The following is a 20,963-nucleotide window of genomic DNA, read 5'->3' as shown; positions in this document are numbered from 1 at the left end:
GGCCGACGTGATCCGGCCACCCTCGCTCTCGGACCGCCCCCCGGTCCCCTCCCGCTCGCCCCGGGGCAGCGGCCGGCCCCCTCCCCGCCCGTCCCGACGGGCCGCGCCCCGCCCGCCCGGACAGGTCGACCGGTTCTCGCCGTCCCCGCTCCCCGCGTGCGCTTCACTCGCCTCCCCGCACTCTCCGTGCTTGGCGTGCGACACGAGGGGACGACGATGGCAGAAGCGACACCCGACACCGAGGACCCCCGGGCGGACACCCGGGTCTCCGACTCCGAACGGCTCCTGTTCGGCGGCGAGTTGACCTACGACACGGGCTGGGCCGAGCACGAGGGCGCGTGGGTGCGGCTCGGACTGTGGGAGATGGCCAAGGGCATGCCGCGCCTGGTCGGCACCGCGCTCCGGCTCTCCCGCGAGGCCGACGCGCGCGCCCTGCGGATCATGCTCGGGGCCGAGATCGGCCGCGGGATCACCCAGGCGATCGGCCTGGTCGCCGTGAACGCCGTCCTCGGGCACGCGATGGCGGCCGGGGCCACCCAGGAGCGCCTCGCGCGGGCGGTGCCCGCGCTGATCGTCGTGGCGGTCGCGGCCCTCCTCGGGTCCCTGCTGCGGTCGGCGTCCACGACGGCGACCGGGACGCTGGAGCCGAAGGTGCAGCGGGTGGGCACCGAGCGCTACCTCACCCTCGTGCACCGGGTGGAACTGTCGGCGATCGAGGACGACGAGTTCCACCGCCTGCTCGACGCGGCCCGCTACGGGGCCGACTCCGCCCGCCGCTCCATCCGCCTCTGCGTCAACACCCTGGCCGCGCTGATCTCCCTGATCGCCGTGGCCGGCGTGCTGGGCGTGCTGCGGCGGGGGCGGGGGCGGCGGAGCCGACGCCGGGGAGGCGCGCGAACCGGTCCTCAAGGAGGTCAGCCTGTCCTTTAGGGGCCGCGTGGCGATGAACACGGTCTCAGCGATGAGCAGTGTTGCACGTCACCAGTCCAAGCCTGTGAACACTGCCTTTCTGTGGACCCCATGAACAATTCCTACATGGGCTGTCTGTGCACGGGCCGACAGATTCAGCGCCGCCTCCCTCGGCATCCAGGTATGCGCAAGGACGGTTTCGCCACCTGGCAGCCGGGCCTGCCTGCCTCGGGCCTACCGGTGTCACACCTCTCCGTTGGTGATCACGACGGAGTGAGCAGACCATGCCAGGTGATAGGCATCACACGCTGTGTGATTCAACCCGTTGCGGCGTCACCGCGGGAGCTCGGTGAGGCTGTATCGACTCAAATGTCATTTGCGGGACAGTCGCTGGCGAGGCCCCTGAACGCCGCCAGTCGGCATAAGAGGTCGTCTCATTTGGTGAGTCTGCGGTAGCAGATGAGGGTGCAGGCGATGCTGGTGAAGGCGAGGAAGTGGTCGGCCTTGCGTTCGTAGCGGCGGTGGAGTCGGCGGCAGCCGGCGAGCCAGGCCATGGTGCGTTCGATTTTCCAGCGGTGTCGTCCGAGTCTGGTCGAGGAGTCGATGCCGCGTCGGGCGATGCGGTGGGCGATGCCGCGGGAGCGCAGCCACCGGCGGATGGCCCGGGATTCGTAGGCTTTGTCGGCGTGGAGCTTGGCGGGCCGCCGGCGGCGTGGTCCGCGTCGGGATCGTATGGGCGGGATGCCCCGGACCAGGGGCTCCAGGGCCTGGCTGTCGTGGAGGTTCGCGCCGGAGATCCCGATCGACAGGGGCAGACCGGTTCCTTCGGTGATCAGGTGGCTCTTCGAGCCGTACTTGCCCCGATCCACAGGATTCGGGCCTGTCAGGTCCCCTTTTTCACGGCCCGCATGTTCACCGAGTCGATCGCGCACCTCGACCAGTCCAGCTCGCCGCGAGCGCCGAGCTCGTCCAGGACCAGGCGGTGGAGCTTGGCCCACACCCGAGCCTGGGTCCACTCGGTGAACCGGCGATGCGCGGTCGCCCCCGACGGCCCGAAGGAAGCGGTCGGCAACTGCTGCCACGTACACCCCGACGTGGCGACGAACACGATCGCGGCAAGGACCTCCCGGTCCCCGTGCCGACGCCGCCCGCCACCCTGCGGCCTCGTCGGCGCCGCCGGCACCACACGCTGGAACAACACCCACAACTCATCCGGCACAAGCCGCTCAACGATCCCCACCTGCACAGCCTACCGAACAGCCCAAATGAGATGACCTCTAAGAAGCCCCTGCGGGAATCGGCTCCATGAGAGGTCAGGCCGGAGAGCAGTTCGGCCTCGGCCTCGGCAACGCGCCGGGCGAACCGCGGCAAGGTTCCGGCTCCCTTCGAGGTGACCATCACCTTGTGCGCTCTGCGATCAGCCGGATCGGGTATGCGCTCGACTAGACCGGCCTCGGCCGGAGCATCGGTCTGGTAGGTGAGGACTGTTCGGTCGATGGCCGGTTGGATGCCGATGGCCTGCTGGTCAGGCAGGTCCCGGTGGGACCACGGCGAGAATCAGGTAGCCGCGCAGGCCTCCTGGCAGCCCTTCGACGGCATGCTCCAAGCGCCGCTGGTGCCGGTGCGGCATCAACCCGAGTTGACCCACCATGTCCCCCGGGGACGACGGCGGTGTCCAGGGACTCGGGGTTCGGGAGCGGAGCCATGCCGTCACCTTACTGATCGCGGATGAAGTCAACGCGCCCGGCAGCCTGCTCGGGGGGCACGCCGAGCCGCCTTACGCAACAGCACGTTGCCGAACCCCTGAGCTGACGCAAGCGCACAGAGCCCCTGCTCCAGCCCTATTAAAAGACAAGGTTCGGGCCGGTCTGGCAAGGGTCTTCAGGATATGCGCCACATAGGTGATCTGCATCGAATATTATCTGCGGCACCACCGTGTTCACCGGTCTACTTGGAGCGACTACACGCAACATCCGCCTTCTCCGGTCCATGTAGATGCGCACACGAATTGTGACAGCGGCGAACAGACCCAATCTCACGTTTCCCAGGATTCATGACCACTGTGTACGGCTTCGGCCATCGCATGCCCCTCGTCAACTATTTGACGTCCCAGCAGGCTGTTTACTTTCGAATCGCCTTGGACGTTCTTCTGGAGGAGGAGTCGCGGCTCGGCATCCACCTCCCGACTGGCGAGATCGGCCAAGAAGTGACCAAGCGGCTGAGCGGCGCCCCCGAGTTGCTGTCCGAGATGCCCCCGATCGACGGACTTCTGGACTCGCTGAATACTTGGGGCAACGTCACCCGCATCTACAACCTGCGGCGCAGTGGCACTGTGCAGGAGTTCATACGCAAGGACTTCCTGTATCAGCTGACGCCAGCGGGCGCACAGGTCCACCGCACGCTGACTCTGATCGACCAGGAGCTGGGGGCCACCGGCGCCCTTCAGGCTTCGATGCTGCCGGAGGTCCTTGAGGCGCTGAGCGTGTTGGTGAAGGCCGTTGAGAAGTCTCCGCCGGACCTGGCCGGTGCCGGTCGCGCCTTCCAGCGCCTGGCCGGCGGATTCACGCAGCTGACGGAGAACGCGAAGCTCTTCGTGCAGGGACTCAACCGTTCCCTCGCTGTGGACGACCAACTGGACGTGGAGGCGTTCCTCGCCTACAAGGACGTCGTCGTCGGGTACTTGCAGACCTTCATTCTCGCCTTGAGCCGCACCGGGCCACTCATCTCCGGGCTGATCGAGCAGGCTGAGGAGGCCGACATCACGTTGCGGCTCGGCGACATCGCGGCCCTGGAGGCGGCTCCGCAACTGGGCGTCGCGAAGGAGGACATCGTCGCGCGGGACACCGACCGGCTGGTGGGACAGTGGGTGGGCGTGCGCAGCTGGTTCTTCGAGGGGCCCGACCGTCTGCCTGTCGCGCAGACCCTGCAAGACCGGGCGTCCGACGCGGTCAACCACATTCTGCTGACCATCCGGCAGATCAACGAGCAACGTTTCCGCAGGGTCGACCGAGCAGCCGACCTGGTGACGCTGGCCACGTGGTTCGACGCGATGGGCGACAGCCCCCAGCAGAAGGTGTCGGCGCTGTGGCACACGGCGTTCGGGATGTACTCCGCTCGCCATCTCGGCACACCACGCCCACCGGATGACGACGAGGACGCCCTTCCCCTGGCCAGCTGGTGGGACAGCTCGCCCGCACCGGTCTCTGCGGCATACCGGGCTTCCGGGCCCCGAATGCGGCCCGGGCCGCCGCCCCGGGTGCACAGTCCGCGCCGTGCCAAGAGCATGCTTGCTGCGGAACTCGGCAAGCAGCAGCACGAGGAGACCTCTGCAGAGGAATCGATGGCCGCCCGCGGCCCCGTCCGGCTATCAGTACTGGGGCAGTTGAACGACGCGGAGGCGGACGTCCTGCTGCGCTGTCTGGACTGCGTGCTCTCCGCGCCAGAAGACGGTTCCGGCGTACGCAGGGCCCGGACCAGCGACGGACGGCTCGCGATCACCCTTGCCCCGGCGGAACCACCGTCCACACAAGCGGCGTCCGTCGCGATGCGTGGCGGGCGGCTGCGGATCGCCGATATGGAACTGACGATCCGCCTCACCTCGGGGGGATCCGCGTGACCGCCCGGAGCCGCGAAGCCGCATTCGAGCGCAGCCAGATCATCCGAGCACTACTGGTCCACCCTCTGCTGCACCGGCGGGGGCGCCACATTCGCACATTGGACCTGGCGCGCAGACACCAGGCCGAGCTGAGGCGCTGGTTTGACCACCACCTCGGTTGGCAACTACATGCGGAGCGCGACCGCCTCCGTCTGTTCAAGATCCCCGAGGCACCTGGCCGACGGGACATCGAGGCGCCGACGGCTCGGCAGTCGGCCTTGTACTGCCTGCTTCTGGCGGTCCTGGAGGACTGCGGACGGCAGACCGTGATCAGCGAACTCGCCGAAAAAGTCGCTGCCGTGACCGCCACCCACACCGCGCTGCGTCGCTTCGACACCACTGTGCATCGTGAACGCTTCGACCTGGTGGCCATGGTGCGGTTGCTGTGCCGGCATGGGGTACTCACCCCCACTGGTGACGCGGGGACTGCCCGCGAGCATGAGAAGGAGTACGTCGCGGGCAGCGGCGACGCGCTGTACGACGTCGACCACCGCACGGCGTCTCTGATGCTGGCCGCCCCGATGGCCCCTGCTCAAGCGGGAGGGCCGGACGAACTGCTCGACACGCTTGGGGCGGGACAGGGCAGGACGGCCGACGAGATGACCCGTCAGGCATTGATGCGCCGACTTGTTGACGAACCTGTCGTTTACCTCGACGACCTTCCCGGCGAGCAACGTGACTACTTTCTCGCTCACACCGATGAGTTGCTGGCTGCCCTGAGCCTCGGCCTCGACACTCGTGTAGAGGTGCGCGCCGAGGGCGCGGCCATCATCGACGAGGAACTCACCGACCTGGAATTTCCCAAGGCAAGCGCTCCCTCGTTCGCCGCCTTGGTCTTGGCCGACAGACTCTGCGGCGAGGTGGACAGCAGATCCCCGCGCCGAACGTTCGTACCGCATCCACGGCTCCTCGAACTCACCGCCGAGGTCGCCGCTGATCTGCTCAAGGTGATCACCAGCATCAACGGCCATCCAATCGACGCGATCCGCGTCAAGGAAGCAGCGCTGCCCATCCTCATCCAACTGGGCCTTGCCGAACACGTCTCCGGAGGAATCCGCATCCGCCCGGGTCTGGCCCGCTACCGCGCCCAGCCCGGTCTCGGCGCCCGCAAGGCCAGCGAGAACCTGATGCTCTTCGGCGCACACGACCTTCCCAGCTCCCCCATCCTCCCCAGCGAAGACGACTGCGATGACACCCTCTGAGAGTCCGGTGCCCGACCCCGCCCTGCAACAGCTCCTCGACGGCGGTCTGCCGATACCCGAGCGCGAGCGCTTCCAGCCCCTGCGCATGGGACTTCTCGGCATCTGGGAGTACGACGAGCAGGTGTTCTTCTTCTACGGCGGGAAGCTGATCCTGCGTGGCCACAACGGAAGCGGTAAGACCAAGGCGCTGGAGGTCACCAGCCCGCTCCTGCTCGACGGCATTCTGAGCGCTCGCCGCATGGACCCCTTCGGCAACGCGGCACGTTCCATGCGCGACAACGTCCTGTACCGAGGGCACGCGCAGCGGATCAGCTATGTGTGGACGGAATACGGCCGCGTCACCGAGTCCGGCGAGTTCGAGTATCTGACGGTCGGTATCGGCGTGCACGCGCTGGCGTCAGGCAAACAGGCGCTGCGGGACAAGTGGTTCTTCACCACGTCCCAGCGCGTGGGGGACGACTTCTCCCTCTACGACGACGACCGGCGGCCTCGTAACCGCGTCCAGTTGGAAGAGGTCCTAGGCAAGGAGGACGTTCACGAAAGGGCCAAGCACTACCGTGAGGCGCTCGCCGCACGCCTCTTCGGATTCTCCTCGTCCAGGCTCCTCGCGCTCGTCGATCTTCTACTGACACTGCGCCGGCCCAAGTTGAGCGAGGACCTGACGGTGGCCAAGCTGAGTCAGCTACTCAGAGATGGCCTGCCACCCGTCAGCAGCCTGGTTCTGGAAGACCTCGCCGGAAAGTTCGATGAACTCGCGCGCGAGCGTGAGGAATTGCAGGCCCTGGTCCGCAACAAGGGCCATGTGGACACGTTCTTGTCCTTCTACGGTCAACTGGCCCGGCGGATTGTGCGCAGTGAAGCCGGGGGTCTGGTCGCCACCGGAACACGGCGCAGTGCCGCGCACCGGACTCAGCGTGCGAAGGCCGACGAACTCGCCGGGGCGCGCGACCGGGTGCATCAACTTGGGACTGAGCGTCATCGTCTCCAGCTGCACAGCAACACCCTGCAGACCCGTGTCAACGAACTGAAAAACAGTCCAGAGATGGAGCAGCATGGGCTGATCGGCGCACTGCAGAAGCAGGTGACCGCGGCCGAGGAACTGCTGCGCAAGGCCAAGGAACGGCATGAGGAGGCGGTCGAGGGCCGTGACAAGGCCGCGGACGAAGACGAGAGGGAACAGGGCGAGCTGGAGACGGCTCTCCAGCAGCTGAACGCCGCGGATCAGTGGGCCGACCAGTGTGCGGCCGTCACCACCCTGGAAGTCGTACACCGCGATCAGCGGGAGGCCGTCCGCCGCACCCCCGAGACGGCCCGGGACACCCTCATGGGCCATGTGAGCTCACGCACGAAGATCCTTTCCCGAGCGGCCAAGCTCGCCGAGGGCGTGAAAGAGGCGCATCGAAAACATGATTCAGCGGGTGAACTGTGCTCCCGCCTGGTCGAACGTCTCGACACGGCCAAACAAACCTGTGCCGGGTACGAGGAGAGCCTGGCACAGAGCACCCGTGAGCTGTGCGCCTTCCTCGTCGAATGGTCTGAAAAGTGCCGACAACTCCGACTGACGGAAAAGCAGTTGAGTGACCTACTTGCGGCCGTACCTGTCTTGGGCAAGGACGCCGCCCGAAATTTGGCCGAGTTGATCGCAGCCGAGGCCCGGCACGTCGAAGGGGCGCTGAACGCCACACTTGCCGAGCAGAAGGGGTCCCGAAAGGAGCTCCAAGCGAAGCATCGGGAGCTCACTGCGGAGCGCGCCGGCGTCGCCGCCGAGAAGGACCCCCCGCCTCCGGCCCCCTTCACCCCGCGCCGCGCGCGGAAGGCTGAGCTCGGCGACGGCGCGCCCCTGTGGAAGCTGTTGGAGTTCGCACCGAGGGTGACGGATCACCAGGCGGCACAACTCGAAGCCGCGCTACTCGGAGCCGGTCTGCTCGATGCCTGGGTCACCAGTGACGGCAGGGCTCTCTCCCGCGACACACTGGAGACCGTGCTCATCGCGTTGGACGAGCGGGAGGCACCGGCACGCTCCATACTCGACGTCATCCAGCCCATCGAACACCCGCTGGTCCCGGCGGCCGTAACCCAGCGCATCCTCAGCTCGATCGCTCTGGACGACCAGGACACCACACACCCCCACTCCATGCGCGTCGGAGCGGACGGCACCTGGCGCATCGGCGCCGTCCATGGCCGAACGACAGGCCCTCCCGCCGCCTACATCGGTGCAACGGCGAGGGCCGCGGAACGCAAGCGGCGGCTGGAAGCCCTGGACCTGCAACTGCACGCGCTGGACGCGAGCATCACCGAACTCGACGCTCAGATCGCCGGCACCCGCGGGCGACTGGACCAGTTGGACACCGAGTGCGCCGAGACCCGGGAAAAGGACCGCCCGGTGCGAGAGGCATGGCGCGCACTCGACGGAGCACGCGCGTTGCTGAGCGAGCTCGAACGGGAGACACAGCAGGCGCAGACGTACAAACACGGGCTGTGGGAGGAGTGCCAGGACGCCGAGCGTCAACTCGGCGACTATGCCCGCCCCCGAGGCGTACGCCCCGACCACGCCTACATTCTTGAGGAACAGCAGTCCCTGACCCGCTACACCAACAGCGTCACCGGCCTCTTCCACGCCGCCAAGGAACACCTCGCGCGGAGCCAGAGCGCACACCGCTCCGGACGCCGCCTCATCGAGATCTCCGCTCAGCTCCAGAAGCGCGTACAGGAACTCGTCGAAGCCCACACCGATCTCGGAGACAGAAAGGAACAGCTCAAGGTGAGGACGGACCTGGTCGGCGCCGACGTGGAGAAGGTCCTCGCCGACCTCGCCGCAGCCACCAAGGAACTCTCCGCGGCAAAGGACGCACTGGAGGACAATCACATCAAGTCCACACAGACGTCCGAACAGGTCGGCATCCTGATCGGCGCCGTCGACACTGCAACGAAGGAGTGCACAGCACTCGACGAGCAATACGAAAACGCGGTGAAGAACTATCGCCGACTGGGTGACCACGGCTATCTCGAGCTGGCGGGCGTGAACACCGCCGGCACCGACGGTCTCACGGAGATCGAGGCGCAGGCCCGGACCGCAGTGTCCCAACTGGCCGACGAACCCTGGAGTGAAGCAGCACTCAACGAGGCACGCACCGACACCGACACCCAGTTCAGACTCTTGCAGTCCGAACTCGACGGACCGGACTGGCGGCCTCGCGCCACATACGACGGCACGTTGTTCCTGGTCACTCTCCTGCACAACGGCGAGAACCGCAGCGTCCCCGAGGCGCAGGACATCATGGCCAACGAGATCCACACCCGTCGCAGCTACTTGAGCGACGAGGAGCACGGACTGTTCACTGAGGTTCTGCTGGGGCGGCTCGGTGATCACCTCCGGCGCCGACGTGCCCGAGCGAAGAGTCTCATCGAGCACATGAACACCTTGCTGCAACAGGTGCCCACGTCCTCCGGACACCTCATGAAGCTCATCTGGGAACCCGACCCGAACCAGGACCAGGACGTGCTGGACGCCCTGGATTCCCTGGACGGGCAGTCGAGCGAGCACCTGTCCGAGGGCGCGCGTGAGCGGCTCATCCGCTTTCTCGTCGAGCGAGTGGAGACCGCCCGGGACAACGAGAGCGGTGCGGACTGGCGTACGCACCTGCGCGAAGCCCTCGATTACCGGGCCTGGAGCCGCATCCGTATCCGTCACAAGGCCGGCCCCGACCAAAGCTGGACCAATCTCACCGACCAGAAGCAGCAACGAGGGTCCGGCGGCGAACAGGCCGTCGCACTCCAACTGCCCTTGTTCGTCGCTGCAGCTGCTCACTACCAGGGTGCAGCAGCGACCGCGCCCCGCCCCATCTACCTCGATGAGGCATTCGCCGGCATCGACACCAAAATGCGGGGGCGGTGCATGGGGCTGCTCACACAGCTCGACCTGGATGTGGTCCTGGCCAGCCATGACGAATGGGGTTTCCACCAAGAGGTCCCCAAAGTGGCCACGTACCAGCTCTTTCGGCACTCGGGCCTGCCCGGCGTGCTGACCACCCCGATCCTGTGGGATGGCGCCGAGCGGCACGCCCTGCCGGACCCTGCCCTGCGCCAGGACACCTCCTTGGACATGGGCCTCGACTGGGATGACGAAGAGGACCTTCTCGACGAGGAGTTCGCGGAGGACGAGGTGACTGAGGCCGACAACGGCGACTACACCTTCGACGACGAGGATGCGGCCGATGACGAGAAGGGGTGAACTCCCCCCGGGGCTGGAGCACTGGGCCGGTACACCGGGTGGAGAGGCGTTCTGCGCGGCCCTGCGCCGCCGGATCGCCAACGGAGGCGGGCTCGACCGCAAGATGAGACTGCCCCTGACATCACGGGAACGGGCCGACCTGGTGGACTTGTTCGGCACGAAGAGCCTGAGCGGCCCCTACGTGCTCCTTGACCAGATGAACAAGGCCCTCTTGGAGGGCGCATACGCACTCCCGCTGCGCCAGCTGCTGATCGGCGTGGACGGCCCTCTTCTGACCAAACGAGGCCAGGCCCGATACCGCAGAATCGTAAAAAAGCACCGCATCCACCATGCGCGGACCACTCTGGCCGAGCGCCTCACCGGGGTCCCCGAGCTGGAGAGGGAACTCGCACTGCTCACGGCCTTGACCGATCCCTCGTCCTGGCTACCGCCCGAGAACTCCACGGCAGCGACACGCACTTGGGCGACCTACAATGCCGCGCTCAGCGCGGCCGCCGAATGGTTCCAAGGACAGTCCCGCCAGTGGAAGTTCGCCGAACGTGAGCTCGCCGTGCGCGCGCTGGGCGGAAGCAAGAGGTGGACGCAACCGGCCAAGAACGCCTTCAGTAACGTGATCGGCCTGCCTTTCGACCAGGCGGTCTACACCGCCGACACCGGAATCCGGATGCTCGGCCCGGCCAGCTGGCGGCTCGACAGCCTGGTCGCGGACGCTGCCGCCGCGCGGCCGTTCGTCGACGTCCCCGGCAAAGCTGCCGCCACCCAGGGCGCCCTCGACGTTGCCGCCGTCGGCGTGCTGCTGATCGAGAACCAGGAGACGTTTCAGGCACTCAGCCGCACCAGCGTTCCCGAAGAATGGCTCTGCATCTGGATGGAGGGCTACGCCTCAGAGGCGCTCGTCATGTTCCTCACGCGTCTGCCAGACATCCCGGTGACAGCCTGGGGCGACCTCGATCCACCCGGCATCGACATCATCGCGAAACTCAGCGCCAAGAGCGGCCGCACCATCACCCCCATCGGCATGACCCCCGAACTGTACGCAGCTGGATACATGTTGGAGGAGGAGGACGAGGCACTCGCCGCCTGGCGCGAACAGGCAGAGACACTGACCGTCACGGCACCGGAAGCGTTTCGCCCACTGGCCCGCGCCATCGCCGACAACAAAGGCTACCGCTGCGAACAGGAGGGCCTACACGAGCTCGTCCTCCCCTGCCTGCACACTCACCTCAGAAGCGTCCTCACTTGACGTTCTCGCACGGCGGGGTGCCGTGCTGGGCTGCCGTGTGTGCGTCCCGGCTGTCCGAGAGGACGGTGCCTCGGCCATCAGGTGGATGCCGTGGGAGGGCTCACCGTGCGGAGCGTCTGCGGTCGGCCAGGTGCCGGTGCGGCGCCATGCCTCTTCGTGCAGCAGATGTCGGTGGACGAGCGTGATCAACGGTTCGAGTCCGCCCTCGGGGATCCACCGCAGGGCCGGGTCGTCGCCGGGGTACTGCAGGCACAAGTTCTTCAGGGGTGCCAGGTTTCGATGCTTGAAGAGACGGGCGACCGAGCCGAGCGGGAAAGGCGCGCACCGTCTGGTCGGGCCGGACAACAAGTCGGACGCGTTCGATGGGGTAGTTCTCGCGCTCCAGCGCGGGCAGCGGACGGAGGGTGAGTTCGAGGAGCGCGGCTCCGCCGGGCCCGGCGCGGCCGCTGGCCTGCTCCACGCCGTAGACGGCTTCGGAACGGATCAGGTGTCCTCGTCATCGGCGCCGACTGTGCCTCCCGCGTCATCCGCCCCACCGACCGCACCGGCGGCGTCTTCTTCGGCGACGCCGCCGCGGCCGTCGTCCTCACCCGCGCCGACACCGAGGGCGCCGGACTCCTCGCCCACGACATCGGCTCCCGCCTCTCGCACGCGGTCACCATCCCCGGCGGCGGCTCCCGCCTGCCCACCACCGCCGACACCCTCGCCGCCGGCGCCCACTACGTCTCCATGGACGGCCCCGCCGTCTGGGACACGGCCACCACCAGACTCCCGCAGAGCATCACCCACGCCACCCGCCGCGCGGGCCTGACCCCCACCGACGTCGACCACTGGTTCTTCCACCAGGCCAACGCCAACATCCTCGCCGAAACGCTGCGCCGCCTGGACATCCCGGCCGACCGCGCCCCCCTCACCCTGGACCGCCTCGGCAACACGGGCGCGGCCGGCCTCTTCACGGCCCTCCACCACACGGCCCGCGCCGGCGCCCTCCGCCCGGGCGACACCTACGCCCTGTGCGGCATCGGCGCCGGCTTCCACTGGGGCACCCTCTGCCTGCGCCAACCCTGACCGGCCCCGACCCGGAGGGGCGGGCCCGTCGCACGGGGTCCGCCCCTCCGGGTCGGGGGGTTGGGGTGGGTCAGGGGGTTTGGGCCTTGTCGTACGCCGCCTTCGCCTCGTCGCCGAAGTAGGGGCCGAACATGCGGTTGGGCAGGAAGTTGTAGCCGAAGCTGTTCACCGAGACCTGGGTGCCCAGGCCCGTGGCCTCGTCGAAGTCCTGGAACCAGGGGCCGCCGCTGGAGCCGCCCGTCATGTCGCAGCCGAGGCCGTGGTCCTTGGTGAGCAGGAAGTCCTTGGAGCTGTTGCCCGAGCAGTACACGAGCTTGGTGCCGTCGTAGGGGGCGGCGGCGGGGAAGCCGAAGGAGTACATGCGCTTGTTGTAGCCGCCGTTGAAGCGGATGCCCTGGGCGCCGACGACCTCGGCGAGCTTGCGCCCGTTCAGCGGGGCGACGACGGCGAGGCCCACGTCGTGGTTCATGTCCTCGCTCGCGGCCCACTGGTCCGTGGCCAGGGTCTTCGTCGCCGACCACTGCCCGTACGGGGCCTGGCCGTTGGCGTAGGCGGGGACGAACACCCAGTTGGTGTGCCAGGCGCCCTGGTACTTCACGCAGTGCCCGGCGGTGACGACGGTGCTGCCGTTGGCGCTCGTGATCGAGTCGCCGGAGCAGGACGCGGTGCGGTCGCCCATCGTGAAGAACACCCGGCCGGAGGTCTTCACGACCGCGCCGCCGCCCGTCCAGGCCCCGCCGGCCTGCGGGAACGCGGTCGGGGCCAGAGCGCCGGCCGGGCCGGGCGCGGGGGCCGCGGGGGTGGTCGGGGCGATGGTGGTGGTGCGGCCCGTCGCGGCGACGGGGGTGCGGGTGGAGGCGGCTGCCGGGGCGTCCAACGGGGTGGCGCCGCGCATCCGTTCGGCGGTCCAGAACCCCGGGTCGTGTTGTTGCCGGAAGGACGTGGCGGGGGCGGCGGCGGGCCCGTCGGCCGGGCTCGCGGCGGCGGGGCCGGCGGCGGCGAGCGCGCCGGTGACGAGGGCGCCGGCCGCGAGGAGGACCGATGCCGTCTGCTGTCGATTCACGCAGGACTCCTTCTGCCGTGCCCGGGCGCGGCCGGATCGGCGCGGCCCTCGGGCAGGGTGGGGGTGAAGTGCTGTCGGTGCGGAACGGGAGCAGGGTCGCACGCGGGGCGCGAGATGTCAGCGCACGTTCGAACGTTCGGTCGGTTCCGGCCAGTGTTTGGCCGGGGCCCGTGCCCTCCTGGGCGTTCCCGGGCGGCGCGGCCCCGCGCTCGGCCGCCGGGCGGCGGCGGGTATCGTCGTGCGGTCACGGACGGCAAGGGGATCGTCCGTCCGAACCGAGGGACACACCATGACCGATCTGGACGCGCTGCGCACGAGCCTCGCCTCGGGCGCGCACGAGTTCGCCGCCACGCTGGCCTTCGTCGCCGAGCACTACGAGTACCGGCCGACGGCCTTCCGCAACGGCGAGGCGGAGAACGCGGCCGGCGAGAACGAGGGCTCCTGCAAGACGCTGGGCCTGGCCGTGCTGGAGGGTCTGAGCGACCAGGAGGCCCTGCTGGCCTTCGGCGAGCACTACCGCAAGGTGGTGGCGACGCCGCAGGACACCGACCACGGCAACATCCGCAACCTCGTCGTCCACGGTCTGGCGGGCGTGAAGTTCGACGGGGAGCCGCTCACGCGCAAGGGCTGAGCCCCCCCCCGGCGCTCGCGCGCGCCACGATGCCGTCACGGCCCCGTGCTCCCGGCCGGGGCGGGCCGGGAGCACGGGCAGCCGTTCAGGGTCGTCCCGTGCTCAGGACCGGGGGGTGTCCGGGTCCGCGGGGCCCGGGTGCGCGAGGCGTTGGGCGACCGCCGCGCGGACCACCGGCAGCAGCTCGTGCATCCCGGCGCCCGGGCACGCGGTCGCGTTGACCTCCCGGTGGTCGGTGAGCACGGGCACGCTCAGCACCGTGCCCTTGGGGTGCGGGTTCGTGCCGCCCCCGCCGGCCGACACCAGGGTGGTCGTGCCCAGCGGATCCAGGCCGTACGTCGCGGCCTCGTACGCGGCCAGGTCCGTGAGCGCCGCCACGGCGGCCGGGGTCGGGCGCGGGTCCGGGCCGGTGTCCGCGCCGCCCTCCGCGTTGTTTGGTTCGAAGTTGCCGAGCATCGCGATGCCCACCGAGTTGGTGTTGAAGCCCTGCACGTGTCCGCCGAGGACGGCCGGCACGGCGGTGCCGGGCGCGGCGACGGTCGAGCCCCGGCGGCCTTCCCAGATGCCGCCGAAGCGGTCCACGACGAAGTGGTACGGGAAGTCGCCGTAGCCGAGGTTGCGGATGTGGTGCACGTACATCCCGTTGACGATCTCCGGGACCTGCTCGGGCGTGTAGTCGTTGTTGCCGACCACGGTGTGGTGCACGAACAGGGACTTCACGCCGGCCTGGAGCTTGTGCCCGGGGTCGGCGAGGGTCTCGTCGGCGCCCCAGTCGGCGCGCGGGTGCACGGCGGGCAGCGGCACGGCGGTCGTGCGGGCCGGGGCGGCGGCGCGGACGCCGGTGGCCCGTGCGCCGAGCGTGCGCGCGGGGGTGAGGGGCGCGGTCGGGGTGAGGGCGGAGACGTCGATCAGGGAGAGCCGCAGGTCGGCCGGGAGCGGCGCGTCGCCCGACGCGATCCGCAGGCCGATGCCGTCCGCCGCCCCGGTGTGCAGGGCGGGCGCGCCGTCGCGTCGGGCCTCCTCGGACAGGCCCTCCTCGCGTTCCAGGGCCACCGGGCGCCACGGGCCCCAGGCCCCCGCCCGCCGGACCCGGACCTCCACGGCCAACGCGTCGGCCTCGGGCGCGCCCTTGGCCCAGCTCAGTCCGACGGAGGTGAAGGGCCGGCCGGTCAGGGTCAGGGCGCCGGCGCGGAGCGCTGTGCCCGGGCGGCCGGCGCGGTCGGTGAGGGCGGTGTCGACGATCGCGGCCCGGTCGGCGGCGCCGACCTGCCGCACGGCGCCCGCGCTCGCGAGGGCCGAGGCGGCTCCGGCGTCGGTGCCGGTGCCGGTGCCGGTCGCGTGCGCCGGGCCGGCGGCGAGCAGCGGGACGGCGAGCACGAGCGCGCCGAGGGTGACGGCGGGAACCCGGGCGCGGGCGCGGCCGGTGGTGCGGTGGGTGGTGCGGCTGTTCATGGTGGTTCCTCCCCCGAGCGCCCGGGGTCTGCCGGGGCGCGCCGAGTCACCGGTGCGGACGGGCGTGGGGGCGCGGCGTCCGCCGGTGGGCGTGAGTGGGTGCGCGAATGGTCCGAAGCGGGATGAGGTGCGGGATGTCCGGAACACGGGCCATCCGGAACGGAAATGCCCCCCTGGCATCTCTCGTCCCACATGGTCCCATGCGTCCCACCGCGCCCGGTGCCCGTCCGGCTCGCTCCCGGACCGCGTTTCCGCAGGTCGGCGGCGTCACCCCGGCGATCGGGGGAGCGCCGGAACGGGTGAACCGGGCCGTTCCGGTGCCGTGCTGACGGCGTGTCGGGTCGGGGCGCCTCGGCGGTGCTCACGCGGGCCCGTCGCGGATCACCCGTCCGCGTCTGACCGAAACCGATCGGCGTCTTGACCTGATCCGTGCGGGTCGGGGGCGGGGAGCGGATGGGGACGCAGGGTCATACGGCCGTCCTCCATCCGCGCGACCATCGCGAAGGGGAAGCGGTCGAGTTCGAGGCAGAGGGCGATGTCCTCGGGGTGCGCGCCCTCGCGCACGCCCCGGGCGAGTTCGTCGGCGGCGCGGGACCGGGCGGCCTCGCCGAGGGCGCCGGCCGGGTCGGGGTCGTGGCCGGCGGCGAGGGCCGCGATGTGTCGGGCGCAGGCCAGGTCCTCGGCGGCCCGGCCGTCCTCGCCGGTCACGACGTAGGTGACGCGGTCGGCGGCGCGGGCCCGCAGCAGGTCGGCCGTGGCGCGGGCCACCGTGAAGCTCGCGCACAGCACGAGGGAGGCGTCCTTGACGGCGAGGGCCCCGACGGTGCCGGCGGTGGTCTTCTGCACGATCGTGCGCCCCCGCACCCGCGAACCCCGCAGCAGGCCGGGTGAGTTGACGAGGTCGAAGCCGGGGGCAGGCGGGCCGTCCTTGAGGGCGAGCCGGTCCGGCCCGGCGGCCTTGAGGGCCAGGGCCTCCTCGCGGGACTCGGCCAGGAGGATCCGTTCCGCGCCGCGGTGGAAGGCCCACGCGGCCGTGGTGAACGCGCGCATGACGTCGACGACGACGGCGGTGGACGGGGTGTCGGTCAGCTCGGGGATGCCGAGGAATCGGGAGTCCATGCCCCGCATGATCGCGAAGCGGCGTCGCCCGCCCCACTGGTTTTCCGGTGGGCCCCGGTCGCCGGGGGTTCGGTTTTCCGCACCCCGGTCCGGGTGGCCGCACCATCGTGCGACCCGCCGGGCCCGCCCAGGATGGGGCCATGGACAGCGATACGACGGGGTGGACCCGTACGGACCCGGGCACGGGAACGGGAACGATGGAGCCGCGGGAGCCCGCCGCCCGCGCGGAGGGCCTGTACCGCGCGTACGGGCGGGGCGCGGCGGCGGTCCGGGCCCTGCGCGGGGTGTCGGTGGCGTTCGCGCCGGGCACGTTCACCGCGGTGATGGGGCCCTCGGGCTCGGGCAAGACCACGTTGCTGCACTGCTTGGCGGGCATGGACCGGCCGGGCCGGGGCTCGGTGTGGTGGGGGGACACGGAGGTCTCGCGGCTGCCCGAGCGGCGGTTGGCCGCGTTGCGCCGCGAGCGGGTGGGCTTCGTGTTCCAGGCGTTCAACCTGATGCCGGCGATGACGGCGGCGCAGAACGTGGAGCTGCCGGGTCGGCTCGCGGGCCGCCGGCCGGAGCGGGCGGCGGTCCTCGACGCCCTGGCCCGGGTCGGGTTGGCGGGCCGGGAGCGGCACCGCCCGGGGCAGTTGTCCGGCGGACAGCAGCAGCGGGTCGCGATCGCCCGTGCGTTGGTCTCGCGGCCCCGCGTGCTGTTCGCGGACGAGCCGACCGGGGCCCTGGACCGGACGACCGGCCACGAGGTCCTGGCCCTGTTGCGGGAGGGCGTGGACCGGGACGGCGGGACCTGCGTCATGGTGACCCACGATCCGGTGGCCGCCGGGTACGCGGACCGGGTGCTGGTGCTCGCCGACGGCCTGCTCGTGGACGAGGTGGAGCGGCCCACGGCCGCCGGGGTCGCCGAACGGCTCGCCCGGTGGGGCGGGTGAGCGCGGTGTGGTCCGTGGCCCTGGGGCAGATGGGGCGGCGGCCGGCCGCCTTCGTGGGCTCGGCCGCCGCGCTGTTCCTGGCGGTGGCCTCGGTGACCCTGTTCGGTTCCCTGCTCGCGGCCGACCTGGCGACCCCGGCGGAGGTCCGCGCGGCAGTGGCGGGGCCGGGACTGACGGTGATCGCGGGGGTCTTCGGCGAGCTCGCGGTGCTCGTCGCGTTCTTCACGGTGGCGGGCGCGCTGGGCTTCGCCGTGCGCCGGCAGCACGGGGAACTGGCCCTGTTGCGCACGATCGCGGCCACGCCCCGGCAGGCCCGGCGGCTGGTGCGCCGGCAGGTCCTGGCGGTGGTGGCGGTGGTGGCGCTGCCGGGGGCGGCGGCCGGGACGGGCGCGGCCCGGTGGTTCCTGGACGCGTTGCGGGACCGGGGGATGGCGGCCGGGCAGGCGCGGATCCCGTGGACTGTGGTGCCGGCGTCGGCGGCCTGGGGCGCGGCGCTGCTCGTCGGGGTGGTCGCGGCGGCGCCGGCGGCGCGGCGGATCACCCGGATCGCGCCCGCCGCCGCGCTGTCGGCGGCCTCCGGTGAGCACGCGCGGACAGGCGCGTGGCGGCTGCTCGCGGGGCTCGCGGTGGCGGTCGGGGGCGGGCTGTTGCTGCGGGTGGCGGCGACGCGGCCGGCGGCGGAGGCCGACAAGGCGGGGCAGGCGGCCCTGTTGGGGGCGCTGGTGCTGTTGGTCGCGGTGGCCCTCGCCGGCCCGTTTCTCGCGCGGGCGTTGTCGTGGGTCGTGGCGGGGCCGGTGCGGCTGCTGTCGCCGGGCACGGGATGGCTCGCGGACGCGAACCTGCGGGGGTACGCGCGCCGGTTGGCCTCGGCGGTGGTGCCGCCCGCGCTGCTCGTGGGCCTGGCCGGCACGATGACGATCATGACGACCACAGCGGAACGGGCGGCGGGCGCCGCGACCGGCGCGGCCTCCGCCACCGACGTCTGGCTCCGGCAGGCGGAACTGGGCCTGCTGGTCTGCTTCGCGGCCGTGTCCACCGTGAACACCCTGGTGGCGGTGACCGCCGACCGGCGCCGCGAATTCGCCCTGCTGCGTCTGATCGGCGCGACCCGGGGGCGGCTGCTGCGGATGTTGGCGGTGGAGTCGGTGGTCACGACGGTGGTGGGCGTGCTGCTCGGCGGGCTGGTCGCGTCGGCGTGCGCCGGCGCGTTCGCCCGCGCGGTGACGGGGTCGGCGCTGCCGGTGGTGTCGGCGGGCACGTGCGGGTGGATCGTCGCGGGCGCGGCGCTGCTCACCGTGCCGGCGGTGTTGCTCACGGGGGTGCGCGCGGTCCGGGGGCCGGCGGCGGAGCTCGTGGCCGGTGGCCGTGACTGAGCGGCCCCGGACGCCGGGGGAGGAAGGCGGCGCGGGCGGGAGCGGGGCCGGTCGCGCTCGGCACGGGTGGTTTCGCGTCTCGGCGGGGGAGTGGCTGTTCGCCGTCGCGGGCCTGCCGTTCGCGCTGCTCGGCGGGGTGTACGCGCTGGCGGTGGGGTACGCGGGCGCCCTGTTGTCCTTGACGGTGCTCGGGTTGCCGTTCCTGGTGCTCGGGCTGTCGGGGGCGCGTGCCCTGGGCGCCGTGCACCGCCGGTGGGTGGGCCGGCTGCTGGGGGAGGGGCCGGCGGACCCGGCCGCCCCGGTCCGGCCGGTCGGGATGTGGGCGCGGGGACGGGCGGTGCTGGGGGACGCCGTGGCCTGGCGGGCGCTGCTCTACCTGGGGGCGCGGCTGCCGTTGGGGGTGCTCGGGTTCGTGGCCGCCGTGCTGCTCCCGCCCGCCGGCCTGTGGCTGGTGGGGTACCCGGTGTGGGTGAGGCTGCTGGAGCCGGGACCCCGGCCCGTCGGCGGGCTGGATCTGGTGGGGGTGCCGCTCGGGATCGCGGTGTGGGCCTGTGTGCCGGCCGCCGTGCGGCTCTTCGCACGGGTGAACCGGGCCTTGGCCCGGGGGTTGTTGGGGCCGATCGGGGACGAGGGACGGGTGCGGGCGCTGGAGTCGGCCCGGTCGGTGCTGCTCGCGGAGAACACCGACCGGCTGCGCCGGCTGGAACGGGACCTGCACGACGGCACCCAGGCCCGGCTCGTGGCCCTGGCCATCACCCTCTCGCTCGCCGAGGACGCCCTCGCCGACGCCACACCCGGTGACGGCGCCGGGCCCGACGCGGGGCGCCTGCGCACGCTGGTGGACCGGGCGCGCGGGCAGACCGAGGACACGATCACCGAACTGCGCCGGCTGACCCGGGGCATCCACCCGGCGGCCCTCGACGCCGGTCTGGGCGAGGCCCTGCCGGGGCTGGCCGACGGGGCCGGGGTGCCGGTGGAGCTCCGGCTCGACCTGCGGGAACGGGCCGATCCGGCGATCGAGCACGCGGTGTACCACTGCGCGGCCGAACTGCTCACCAACGTCTCCCGGCACAGCGGGGCCCGCACGGCCGGCCTCGCCGTGACGGTCGGGGACGGGCGGGTGCGGCTGACGGTCCGCGACGACGGGCACGGCGGCGCGACCCTCGACCCGGGCGCGGGCGGGCGTGCGGACGGGGTCGGGGGCACGGGGCTGGTCGGGTTGGCCGAGCGGGTCGCGGCCGTGGACGGGAAGTTGCGGGTGCACAGCCCGCCCGGCGGGCCCACCGTGATCCGGGTCGACCTGCCGGCCCGCCTGTGAGCCCCGCCCCCCGGCTCGGGGCCGGGCCGGGGGGCGGGGTCAGGGGCCGGGTGTGGTGTCGGTGAGGTAGGCGAGCACGGCCTTCACCCGCCGGTTGTCGCTCTCCGAGGCGTGCAGGCCGAATTTCGCGAACACGGCGGCGACGTGCTTCTCCACCGCGCGTTCCGAGACCACCAGCAGCCCGGCGATCGAGCGGTTGGAATGCCCCTGCGCCATCAGGTCCAGCACCTCGCGCTCGCGGGGGGTGAGGGTGTCCACCGGGCCCCGGCGGGGCCCGCGCAGCAGTCGGGTGACCACCTCGGGGTCCAGGGCGGTGCCGCCGGCGGCGACGCGGTGCAGGGCGTCGGTGAACTCGGAGGTGCGGGCCACGCGTTCCTTGAGCAGGTAGCCGACGCCGGTCGCCCCGCCGGCGAGCAGGCGGGAGGCCCAGGTGGTCTCCACGTGCTGGGAGAAGACCAGGATGCCGGTGCCGGGCAGGGTCTCGCGGATCTCGACGGCGGCTCGGATGCCCTCGTCGGTGTGGGTGGGCGGCATGCGGATGTCGACGACGGCCACGTCGGGGCGGTGCTCGGTCACGGCGGCGATCAGCGCGGGGGCGGTGCCGACGGCGGCGAGGACCTCGCAGCCGCGCGCGCCGAGCAGTTCGATCATGCCGTCGCGCAGGACCACGGAGTCCTCGGCGAGGACCACGCGCAGGGGTGTTGCGTTCATCGGACCAGTATCGGGGGGCCGGTGGCACGGGTCGCGCGCGTGGCGGGCGCGGGTGG

Annotated in this window: 15 protein-coding genes and 1 pseudogene; 11 read left to right on the top strand and 5 right to left on the bottom strand. The window is 71.3% G+C overall.

Annotated elements, in window-relative coordinates:
- Positions 1-216: 216 nt before the first annotated feature.
- On the top strand, positions 217-930 hold the full coding sequence (locus tag ACN20G_RS31205) for a hypothetical protein (protein WP_424216596.1): 714 nt from the start codon (positions 217-219) through the stop codon (positions 928-930).
- A 413-nt stretch (positions 931-1,343) separates the two neighbouring features.
- On the opposite strand, the gene ACN20G_RS31200 is transcribed toward ACN20G_RS31205, so the two are convergent.
- Positions 1,344-2,143, bottom strand: a protein-coding gene (locus ACN20G_RS31200; protein ID WP_424217401.1) for an IS5 family transposase whose coding sequence is annotated in 2 segments (ribosomal slippage) — positions 1,344-1,804 and positions 1,804-2,143 — 801 coding nt in all. Because the reading frame shifts where the segments join, the coding sequence is not laid out codon by codon here.
- 819 nt (positions 2,144-2,962) lie between these two features.
- Here ACN20G_RS31200 and ACN20G_RS31195 point away from each other — a divergent pair.
- The 6 genes and pseudogenes from ACN20G_RS31195 (at position 2,963) to ACN20G_RS31170 (ending at position 12,308) form a co-directional block, all read left to right on the top strand.
- Positions 2,963-4,525, top strand: coding sequence for a TIGR02677 family protein (locus ACN20G_RS31195; protein ID WP_424216595.1), 1,563 nt, complete (start codon positions 2,963-2,965; stop codon positions 4,523-4,525).
- Complete coding sequence (locus tag ACN20G_RS31190; protein ID WP_424216594.1) at positions 4,522-5,766, top strand: TIGR02678 family protein; 1,245 nt, start codon at positions 4,522-4,524, stop codon at positions 5,764-5,766. Before ACN20G_RS31195 ends, ACN20G_RS31190 begins: the two co-directional genes overlap by 4 nt.
- A 7-nt stretch (positions 5,767-5,773) precedes the next feature.
- Positions 5,774-9,997 (top strand): TIGR02680 family protein, encoded by a 4,224-nt coding sequence (locus tag ACN20G_RS31185; protein ID WP_424216593.1) that lies wholly within the window; start codon positions 5,774-5,776, stop codon positions 9,995-9,997.
- A complete protein-coding gene (locus tag ACN20G_RS31180; RefSeq protein ID WP_424216592.1) occupies positions 9,981-11,240 on the top strand; it encodes a Wadjet anti-phage system protein JetD domain-containing protein in 1,260 nt (419 codons plus the stop codon). The genes ACN20G_RS31185 and ACN20G_RS31180 overlap by 17 nt, the downstream gene beginning before the upstream one ends.
- A gap of 498 nt (positions 11,241-11,738) precedes the next feature.
- A pseudogene (locus ACN20G_RS31175) lies at positions 11,739-11,819 on the top strand (hypothetical protein); the annotation flags it as partial.
- Between the two features lie 150 nt (positions 11,820-11,969).
- Positions 11,970-12,308, top strand: coding sequence for a 3-oxoacyl-ACP synthase III family protein (locus ACN20G_RS31170; RefSeq protein ID WP_424216591.1), 339 nt, complete (start codon positions 11,970-11,972; stop codon positions 12,306-12,308).
- A 70-nt stretch (positions 12,309-12,378) separates the two neighbouring features.
- Here the strand turns inward: ACN20G_RS31170 and ACN20G_RS31165 are convergent, their stop codons facing one another.
- Positions 12,379-13,371, bottom strand: a complete 993-nt coding sequence (locus ACN20G_RS31165; protein ID WP_424216590.1) for a trypsin-like serine peptidase — start codon at positions 13,369-13,371, stop codon at positions 12,379-12,381.
- A gap of 289 nt (positions 13,372-13,660) precedes the next feature.
- Between ACN20G_RS31165 and ACN20G_RS31160 the strand changes: the two genes are divergently transcribed.
- Entirely contained in the window at positions 13,661-14,002 is a 342-nt protein-coding gene (locus tag ACN20G_RS31160; protein ID WP_424216589.1) for a HopJ type III effector protein, read from the top strand.
- Positions 14,003-14,104: 102 nt separating this feature from the next.
- Here ACN20G_RS31160 and ACN20G_RS31155 read toward each other — a convergent pair whose 3' ends face one another.
- Both ACN20G_RS31155 and ACN20G_RS31150 read right to left on the bottom strand, forming a co-directional pair.
- Positions 14,105-15,454 (bottom strand): N-acetylmuramoyl-L-alanine amidase, encoded by a 1,350-nt coding sequence (locus ACN20G_RS31155; RefSeq protein WP_424216588.1) that lies wholly within the window; start codon positions 15,452-15,454, stop codon positions 14,105-14,107.
- Between the two features lie 381 nt (positions 15,455-15,835).
- Positions 15,836-16,573, bottom strand: coding sequence for a 2-phosphosulfolactate phosphatase (locus ACN20G_RS31150; RefSeq protein WP_424216587.1), 738 nt, complete (start codon positions 16,571-16,573; stop codon positions 15,836-15,838).
- Positions 16,574-16,770: 197 nt separating this feature from the next.
- Here ACN20G_RS31150 and ACN20G_RS31145 point away from each other — a divergent pair, with 197 nt between their 5' ends.
- Genes ACN20G_RS31145 through ACN20G_RS31135 form a run of 3 tightly spaced genes read left to right on the top strand, consistent with a single transcriptional unit; the run spans position 16,771 to position 20,196 of the window.
- Positions 16,771-17,505 (top strand): ABC transporter ATP-binding protein, encoded by a 735-nt coding sequence (locus ACN20G_RS31145; protein ID WP_424217400.1) that lies wholly within the window; start codon positions 16,771-16,773, stop codon positions 17,503-17,505.
- Positions 17,502-18,878, top strand: coding sequence for an FtsX-like permease family protein (locus tag ACN20G_RS31140; RefSeq protein WP_424216586.1), 1,377 nt, complete (start codon positions 17,502-17,504; stop codon positions 18,876-18,878). Before ACN20G_RS31145 ends, ACN20G_RS31140 begins: the two co-directional genes overlap by 4 nt.
- Positions 18,865-20,196, top strand: coding sequence for a sensor histidine kinase (locus ACN20G_RS31135; protein ID WP_424216585.1), 1,332 nt, complete (start codon positions 18,865-18,867; stop codon positions 20,194-20,196). Before ACN20G_RS31140 ends, ACN20G_RS31135 begins: the two co-directional genes overlap by 14 nt.
- Positions 20,197-20,235: 39 nt before the next feature.
- Here the strand turns inward: ACN20G_RS31135 and ACN20G_RS31130 are convergent, their stop codons facing one another.
- The gene (locus ACN20G_RS31130) at positions 20,236-20,907 is read right to left on the bottom strand and encodes a LuxR C-terminal-related transcriptional regulator (RefSeq protein ID WP_424216584.1); all 672 of its coding nucleotides are present in this window, start codon (positions 20,905-20,907) and stop codon (positions 20,236-20,238) included.
- Positions 20,908-20,963: the final 56 nt, after the last annotated feature.

The organism is Streptomyces dryopteridis, from assembly GCF_049606955.1.
GTDB lineage: Bacteria > Actinomycetota > Actinomycetes > Streptomycetales > Streptomycetaceae > Streptomyces.
This window is presented reverse-complemented; position numbering and strand designations above follow the sequence as displayed.